Below are 6,830 nucleotides of genomic sequence, written 5' to 3' on the forward strand. Positions count from 1 at the left end.
GCGGGTTTAAACCCGCCCATTGCTTCAACCGCGCTCCTGCGCGACAACACCGGTCGGTCTCTGGTCGCCGCTGGATGAAAGGCGGGGGTCACGTCACACTGCGCGAGCCGAATTGTCTCGCGCGAGCGTGGGCGTGCTAGCGATTGCCGCGATCGCCGCGCCCAACGCCATTATCCGGTGCATGATGTGTCTCCCTGCATTCAGCTAGAAGCCGAGAACAGGAGAGCGAGCTTGTCAACTGGACGCTTGTTCGCCGCGGAGTGCCGTCACCGCAATAACGAACGGATTTCAAGTGCTGGTCGATGATGCATCGGCGGGGCTTATGCCCGCCAAATTTAAGCCTCAGCGCGGCATGCTCCCCAAGGATTGGGACTTGGCCCAGGCGACTATCGCCTGTTGCGGCATGGCGCCTGACTGCCTGGCAACTTCCCGGCCGTTTGAAAACAGGATCATCGTGGGGATTGAGCGGATCCCATAGCGTCCCGCAACTGCCTGCTCTGCTTCGGTGTCGAGCTTACCCAAGCGCATATAGGGTTCAAGCTCGCGCGCGGCCGCTGTGAAGGCAGGCGCCATCTGACGGCAAGGTCCACACCAAGAGGCCCAGAAATCCACAAGTAGGGGAATGTCGCTGCGACTTGCGTGCGCATCAAAATTGGCGGCGGTGAGCGTTATCGGTTCGCCTGCGAAAAGTGGCCGCTTGCACCGTCCGCACGTGCCGCCCGCCTGAAGCCTGTGAGCCGGAACGCGGTTCGCGGTGCTACATCGCGGGCAAATGATGATCAGGCTCTTGTTGTCGCTCATGAAGACGGGCTTCTACTCCCAATGGTGGCAGCGCAGCAGCCTGCGCCGACCATCAATTTCCGTTGACGATCTCAGATCGCTGCGCGGCGGACAGCGCGTCTGCATTTACGTCAGACCTGTCGATTGCTTCTTCCTTGGCCTCCCCGGCTTCTCTCGTCGCGTCGGCCTTGGCCTCCATCATATCTTCAGCGGTGCCGCTCATATTGTCGGCCATCGCGTCCATCTTGTCTGCTTTGTTTTCCATTGCTTCCTGTGCCTGTTCACCCAGCTTGTCGTCTCCTTTTCCGCCGCAGGCTGACAGCGCCAAGCTGATCGCGAACGCGATGATGAAAGTGGATGTGCGGTACATAGTCTCTCTCCCAAAGTGCGGGTGTAACGGATGACGATCATGTTGGGTCCCCCGTTCCATTCCAACCTCGAGGCGATCCACGGTCCTATGTGTTCGGCGGTGCGTGCGCCGCGCACCTCACCTTGCAATGTTAGTGTTATGCACTAGATTGGGGGCATGGAACGAGCAATCAGCGCTAGTGACGCCAATCAGCGTTTCTCGGAACTCTTACGCGAAGTCGCGGAGGGCGAGAGCTTTACTGTCATGTCGCGCGGCCGCGCCGTGGCAAGGGTGCTGCCCGTTGACCGTGCCCGCGAGCAACGGTCGATACAGCATCTACTGAAATTTGTAGCTGCCTTGCCTGTGCGGCATGCAGGAAACTGGTCGCGTGACGATCTTTACGAATGACGCGCGTTGCCCTCGACACCAATATCTTGGCCTATCTCGCAGGCGTTAGTCGTGACGCTCGCGACGACGCGAAAATTGACCAGATTAGAGATTTGATCGCACGGCTTGGTAGTGGGGTGAGCCTTCTTGCTCCAGCACAGACGCTTGGCGAACTATTCGTTGTGCTGCGCCGCGGTGGAGCGAGTGCGGACGAGGCGCGGGCGGTGCTGATCGAATTTGCTCAAGCTTTTGGCAGTTCGGCTTCAGAACCCAAGACCATTCTTGCAGCTGCGGATCTAGTGGTGGACCATAAGCTGCAGTTCTGGGATGCATTGATCCTCACTGCGGCAGCCGACGCAGGTTGCACGTTGCTGCTGTCCGAAGACATGCAAGACGGTTTCGTGACCCGCGGGCTGACGGTCGTCAATCCGCTGCGGGACAGCCTGAATACTAAACTTGCTGCGCTGCTTGAGGCGGCGCACTAAGCAGACTCACCAGCCCACTGGTGTTTTTGCTCTTTTTGCAAGCTTCGAGGATAACGGACGGCGCTAGCATCCCATATGGGTACCGCGCTTTAATCAGATTTAGCAGCGTTTATAAAGGGATAGTGAGGGCCCTGGCGCAACCTAAGGAGACCGGGGGGAGCGTTGGCGCGTAGCAGCTCGAACTCGTTACGCGATGCGGCATCACAAGGGTGATCCGGACAGGCCAGCGAAAAAAAAGGGCCGATCGAACGACCAGCCCACTAAGTCTTAGGAGAGGATGCCTGAAAGGCATTCCCCCTTTCGCATTGCACCTTGCAACCGACAATTGCGAAGGGAGGAAGCGCGATTGCAGAAAGTGCAATTGCCGCTGTGGCGAGAGATGCCGGCACCCGGCCAACAGAATGCCAGAAGTGTCACTTTACCCGCTTAGAAAAAGTGACACCCGGACCAATGATAGAGCGCCGCCGCGTCGGACGGCGCTCCCTTTCTCAGCCGTTCAACTGGTCCTTGACAGCCTTCGCAGGCGTGAACGTCAGCTTCTTTGACGCTGCAATCTGGATCGTTTGACCATTGGCAGGATTGCGGCCTTCACGAGCAGGGCTATCCTTCACCTTGAACTTGCCAAAGCCATTTAAGCTCACCTCATTGCCGTTGGCAGCGGCGGTAGCAATGGCATTGAACACCGCATCGACATAGCTGCGTGCGTCGGCTTTGCTAAGGCCATGCTCGGTCGCGATGGCTTCGGCGAGAGCGCTATTGTTCATGAAGATCTCCGAAAAAATGGAGCGCCATATCTATCGGCTTTTCCACTTTGGGCAACGAGATTTGCCAGGCGAGCGAGCTCTGCGCCTCACGGTAAAGTGACACGCGTGTTTTTTGTCGTTTGCTACGGGTACGGGGGATTCACATGTGTGCAGCTTGTGCTAGATTCCTGATATGTTCCAGCAGGCCGATCTTTTCGCACCCTATGAAGCAGCGTCCACCTTGGGCTCGCTGCCTGATCTCATCGAACGGATTTCGCAGGTTTCCAAGCGACCCCGTTATGCGTTCATGGTGCTGAACCTCATTTACAAGGCCGTAGGCCAGGGTGACAGCGTTGGACCTTATGTCCGCTATGGCGGCGCCCTGCTTCCGGTACGCGATTGGCTCTGCGAGGCGTTGATTCCGCTGGCGCAGCGTGACGGTCGGCGGCGCACGCTTATTGAAGCGGTGCGCGTGGACCTGGTCGCCAAAGGTCAACTGCCGGAGGATCCTGCTGCTGCGGAGATCGTGCTCGCTGATGAGGTGAAAGCGCGGATCTTGCGGTCCGGACGGACAAGCATCAGCCGCGCCGCGTCGGACCTGGTGCGGGCGGGTTTACTGCGGCGCCACTATAAGGGGTATCGTGTCGATCACGCGAACCGCGGCGCGCAGCGGGAGGCGGTCTACACGATCACGCCGGAGGCGAGGAGAGCTTTAGGCCGCGTGCACTAGAGTGAGGCCCCGTCGGATCGGCCCGCTTCAATCATCCGGTGGAATATAATCCGGCCAGAAGCCGCAATCCGGGTCGGCTTTGCTCTCATGCAACTCGTCTTCGGTCGTGACTGGTTCAGGTGGCGGCGGCGGTAGGGTGGGGGTGCCGCCATCGAGATGCACCCGAATGATTGCACCGTCCTTCGTGGCAGCCTGGAAAACGGCGCGGACATCCTGACCTTGACCAATTTTGGAGCCAATCCAGCCGCACCGTTCAGCCGATAGATAACCGATCTGCAATCCGCGGAAGGAGAACACCGCAACGGCGGAGCTGTCGGCCTTGTTGTTGGGTTCCCGCACCAGCGAAATAGCATCGCCGGGATTGAGCATCCGGATTTCGAACTGTCGGTTCGTGCCGTCCGGGTTGGGGTGCAGTGCGCCGACAACTGCAAGACTGAGTTCTTGTGGCATCGGGTCCGCTTAACGGAAAAGCCGCTGCGGTGTCCAGAGAGGCTGGGAAGGCGATGCAACCATCAGATTCGCCGTCAGGCAATTGTCCCCAAAAAGGGTGGCAGCCCCACTCGATGGCAGGGCTGCACATCCTTCGATCAGTTAGTTGTTGGCTCGGGCACCTTTGCATTCACATTTGCAGCAGCGGCCTTTGTATTGGCTTTCGACGATTTGGGCTTGTTGGCGGCCTTGACCTTGGGCGCAGGTACTGCCTTCGCAGCGCTCGTCCTGGGCTTGGCCGTCTTGCTCCCGCCGCCCGGGCTCTCGGCTTTCTCAATGGGCGGAGTGGGCGATTTTTCTTCCTTGGAGAATGCAATGGAAAGGCGCTTGCGGGGGGCAGCCTTGGCGGCTGCTGGCACCTTTACTTCGCCCTTTTCAGCCGATGCAGCGGACGCCTTGGGCTTTGCGGCCTTGGCAGGTGCTTTGCCGGCAGCGTTTTTGCTCTCCGCAGCAGCCGGTGCCTCAACAGCCGGGACATTTGTGGGAACAGAAGCGGCGGCCGGCTTCCTGCCAAGACCAAGCCTCTCCGCTACAGCGCGACGCGCATCTGAATAGCTTGCGGCCACCAGCGGGTAGGACTTGGGCAGCTTGTAGCGTTCGCGATATTGTTCTGGCGTCAGCCCATGCGTGGCAAGATGCCGCTTCAGCGTCTTATAGGGCTTGCCATCAATGAGACTGATGACGTGATCTGGTGAGGACAAGCTCTTGCGGACGGAAACTGCTGGCACAAATTCCTGTGCTGGCGCTTCGTTCGCCGCAGGCGTGAGATCTTCTGTCAAAGCGGCTCGCGTGGTCTTGATCAGCTCAGCAAGATTTTCGCTGGAAACCGTGTTTTTGGATACAAATGCGCTCAGAAGTTGAACGGTAAGCGCGGTGATGTCGGACTTGCTTTCGTCTGCCATGAGGATCGACCCGTTGATCAGTGAGAATGCCCCCTTTAAACATATTTGTAGACATGTAAATGTTGCGTTGTTGATGTGACGCTCTGTCCAATGCAGAAGATAGACAGTGTCAATCAACCAGGTGCCATGATCAGAGCGGCTGGCGGCGAGATCTACAGCGAGATCAATCCAGCAGCCCTCGGAACGAAAGTTATGCCTGCACTCAGCAAACTTCGCTTTCCACTTCGTAATGTTGCGACGTTCACAGCAATTGTTGCCGGTCAAAAAGGGCATGGGCTGCTGAGGCTCGATCAGTTTGCCCCACCCACCTGGCTCACGACGCACGCATCATAAGGGCCGGGAAAATCCTGAACTACCGGTCGGGGAGGGGGCCCTCGGATTTGTCATCGGGATCGGCCTCTACCAATAAGAGGAACGGCTGAACTTTCAGGCCATTTGCGATCCGCTCGATATTGTCGATCGAGACGTTGCGCTCACCGCGTTCGATCCCGCCGAAATAGGTCCTGTCCATCTCGATTTCGTAGGCAAAATCTTGCTGGCTGAGGCCGGTCTCCATTCGAAATCGGCGAACATTCGTGGCCACGATCGTGCGTAGCCGTCCGGGGTGGGTGCGTTTCACGCTTCACAAATCGCCTACCGGATGGTTATAAGGCGACGGGTTTTAAGCATCAATTCATCAGTGGCGACTATTATGAGCCTACCGGTTTTTGAATGGGGTACCGACGTGAACAGACATTTGCCTGGCGGCCGATTGGCTGCGCAGCTCGATGCACTGTCCAGAGAAGAAGTGTGGCTGGCGATCGTAACCGGCACGGCGATTGTCGCCTTTCTTGACTATAGCCTACCGGCGGCAGGCCTTGCGCCTGTGTACATCGTGATGATCTGCGGAGCCTGCTGGGGTTTGGGCGCCCGCGAAGGCTATCTTGTAGCTGCGAGCGCTGCGCTCCTGAGTGTCGCCTCCGCAATCCGGTACGGAATTATTGCCAATTCCGAGATGGCGATGATGCAGGTAGGGATCCGCGTCCTGCCGCTGCTGTTTCTCGCCGCGACCGTCACAAGCTTTCGGCGATCCTACGATCGAGAACGGTTTCTCGCTCGCCACGACCCCATGACCCATATGCTCAATAAGGAAGTTTTTAAGCGCTGCGCGAGGAACATGATCGAGGATGCGGCTCGCGCTGGGCACATACTGCTCCTCCTTGTCTTCGACCTAGACGATTTCAAGGCGGTCAACAGCCGCGGCGGGCATCAAGCAGGTGACGAGGTAATCGGGAGATTTGCCGACGCTCTTCTAGCAGCGCGTCGCAGCGATGGTCTTGTCGGCCGAGTGGGGGGTGATGAGTTCTCCTATTTAACCCGGGTGACATCGGCACAGGAGGCGTCGAATGTCGCGAACAGCCTTCATGCCCATCTGACCGCTGTTCTGGCAGACGGACGCCATCCGGTGACGTGCAGCATTGGTGCGCTGCTTATTGCACCTGAGAGACGCCAGGATTTCCAGCGACTGATGCATGCGGCTGATCTGGCTATGTATCAAGCAAAGAGTGGGGGGAAAGATTCGGTCCAACTGCTGCACGCCGGGCGATGCGGCGAGAACAGCGGCCGGTCACGCCACGGTGGCTTGGTTCGAGGTGAGCTATGATGCTCATCCAGGTTCCGGTTGCGCTTGAGCTCGCGATAAATCGTCGATGGATGCCGGCGCAGGGTCGCTGCAACCTCCCGCACGGACCGACCCGTCGCCACCAACCGATAAATATCGCGCCGCTCGTCCAAACCCACATGCTGATAGCCGTTCATCGCGTGCCTACCTGGAAAGGGGATCAAACCCCTATAAAACCTAGGATTTCGCACTTCGATCTAGAATCCACCCGCTTACACTCGTTGTTCCTGCCGGATAGAGAAGACACTATCTGTCCCCGATAGAAAAGACACCATTGATGACAGCAGGGGCTGCGTGAAGCCCTC

Annotated in this window: 10 protein-coding genes and 1 pseudogene; 4 read left to right on the forward strand and 7 right to left on the reverse strand. The window is 58.2% G+C overall.

The annotated features are described in order from the left end of the window. Positions 1-342 precede the first annotated feature (342 nt). Positions 343-801 (reverse strand): thioredoxin TrxC, encoded by a 459-nt coding sequence (gene trxC, locus ACFO3E_RS17090; RefSeq protein WP_380806634.1) that lies wholly within the window; start codon positions 799-801, stop codon positions 343-345. Positions 802-853: 52 nt separating this feature from the next. After that, entirely contained in the window at positions 854-1,150 is a 297-nt protein-coding gene (locus ACFO3E_RS17095; RefSeq protein WP_380806636.1) for a hypothetical protein, read from the reverse strand. Between the two features lie 156 nt (positions 1,151-1,306). On the opposite strand from ACFO3E_RS17095, the gene ACFO3E_RS17100 reads away from it, so the two are divergent. Then, positions 1,307-1,537 carry a type II toxin-antitoxin system Phd/YefM family antitoxin gene (locus ACFO3E_RS17100; protein ID WP_179046081.1) on the forward strand — a complete coding sequence of 77 codons (231 nt, stop codon included), beginning with the start codon at positions 1,307-1,309 and terminating at the stop codon, positions 1,535-1,537. After that, positions 1,534-2,001: a PIN domain-containing protein gene (locus tag ACFO3E_RS17105; protein ID WP_380806638.1), complete on the forward strand. Its 468-nt coding sequence runs from the start codon at positions 1,534-1,536 to the stop codon at positions 1,999-2,001. The genes ACFO3E_RS17100 and ACFO3E_RS17105 overlap by 4 nt, the downstream gene beginning before the upstream one ends. A gap of 488 nt (positions 2,002-2,489) precedes the next feature. On the opposite strand, the gene ACFO3E_RS17110 is transcribed toward ACFO3E_RS17105, so the two are convergent. Beyond that, the gene (locus tag ACFO3E_RS17110) at positions 2,490-2,765 is read right to left on the reverse strand and encodes an HU family DNA-binding protein (protein ID WP_062121727.1); all 276 of its coding nucleotides are present in this window, start codon (positions 2,763-2,765) and stop codon (positions 2,490-2,492) included. Positions 2,766-2,937: 172 nt separating this feature from the next. On the opposite strand from ACFO3E_RS17110, the gene ACFO3E_RS17115 reads away from it, so the two are divergent. Beyond that, a complete protein-coding gene (locus tag ACFO3E_RS17115; RefSeq protein WP_380806640.1) occupies positions 2,938-3,474 on the forward strand; it encodes a hypothetical protein in 537 nt (178 codons plus the stop codon). Positions 3,475-3,501: 27 nt separating this feature from the next. Here ACFO3E_RS17115 and ACFO3E_RS17120 read toward each other — a convergent pair whose 3' ends face one another. The 3 genes from ACFO3E_RS17120 to ACFO3E_RS17130 all read right to left on the reverse strand — a co-directional run bounded on the left by ACFO3E_RS17120 (position 3,502) and on the right by ACFO3E_RS17130 (position 5,484). Beyond that, entirely contained in the window at positions 3,502-3,924 is a 423-nt protein-coding gene (locus ACFO3E_RS17120; RefSeq protein WP_380806642.1) for an HIRAN domain-containing protein, read from the reverse strand. Between the two features lie 137 nt (positions 3,925-4,061). Then, entirely contained in the window at positions 4,062-5,138 is a 1,077-nt protein-coding gene (locus ACFO3E_RS17125) for a Ros/MucR family transcriptional regulator (RefSeq protein ID WP_380806645.1), read from the reverse strand. A 79-nt stretch (positions 5,139-5,217) separates the two neighbouring features. Continuing rightward, positions 5,218-5,484, reverse strand: a complete 267-nt coding sequence (locus tag ACFO3E_RS17130) for a helix-turn-helix domain-containing protein (protein WP_380806647.1) — start codon at positions 5,482-5,484, stop codon at positions 5,218-5,220. Between the two features lie 105 nt (positions 5,485-5,589). On the opposite strand from ACFO3E_RS17130, the gene ACFO3E_RS17135 reads away from it, so the two are divergent. Beyond that, positions 5,590-6,507 carry a GGDEF domain-containing protein gene (locus ACFO3E_RS17135; RefSeq protein WP_380806650.1) on the forward strand — a complete coding sequence of 306 codons (918 nt, stop codon included), beginning with the start codon at positions 5,590-5,592 and terminating at the stop codon, positions 6,505-6,507. Here the strand turns inward: ACFO3E_RS17135 and ACFO3E_RS20885 are convergent. Next, a pseudogene (locus tag ACFO3E_RS20885) lies at positions 6,507-6,662 on the reverse strand (helix-turn-helix domain-containing protein); the annotation flags it as partial. The gene ACFO3E_RS17135 and the pseudogene ACFO3E_RS20885 sit on opposite strands and share 1 nt — an antisense overlap. Between the last annotated feature and the right edge of the window lie 168 nt (positions 6,663-6,830).

The organism is Sphingobium tyrosinilyticum, assembly GCF_042654265.1.
GTDB lineage: Bacteria > Pseudomonadota > Alphaproteobacteria > Sphingomonadales > Sphingomonadaceae > Sphingobium > Sphingobium tyrosinilyticum.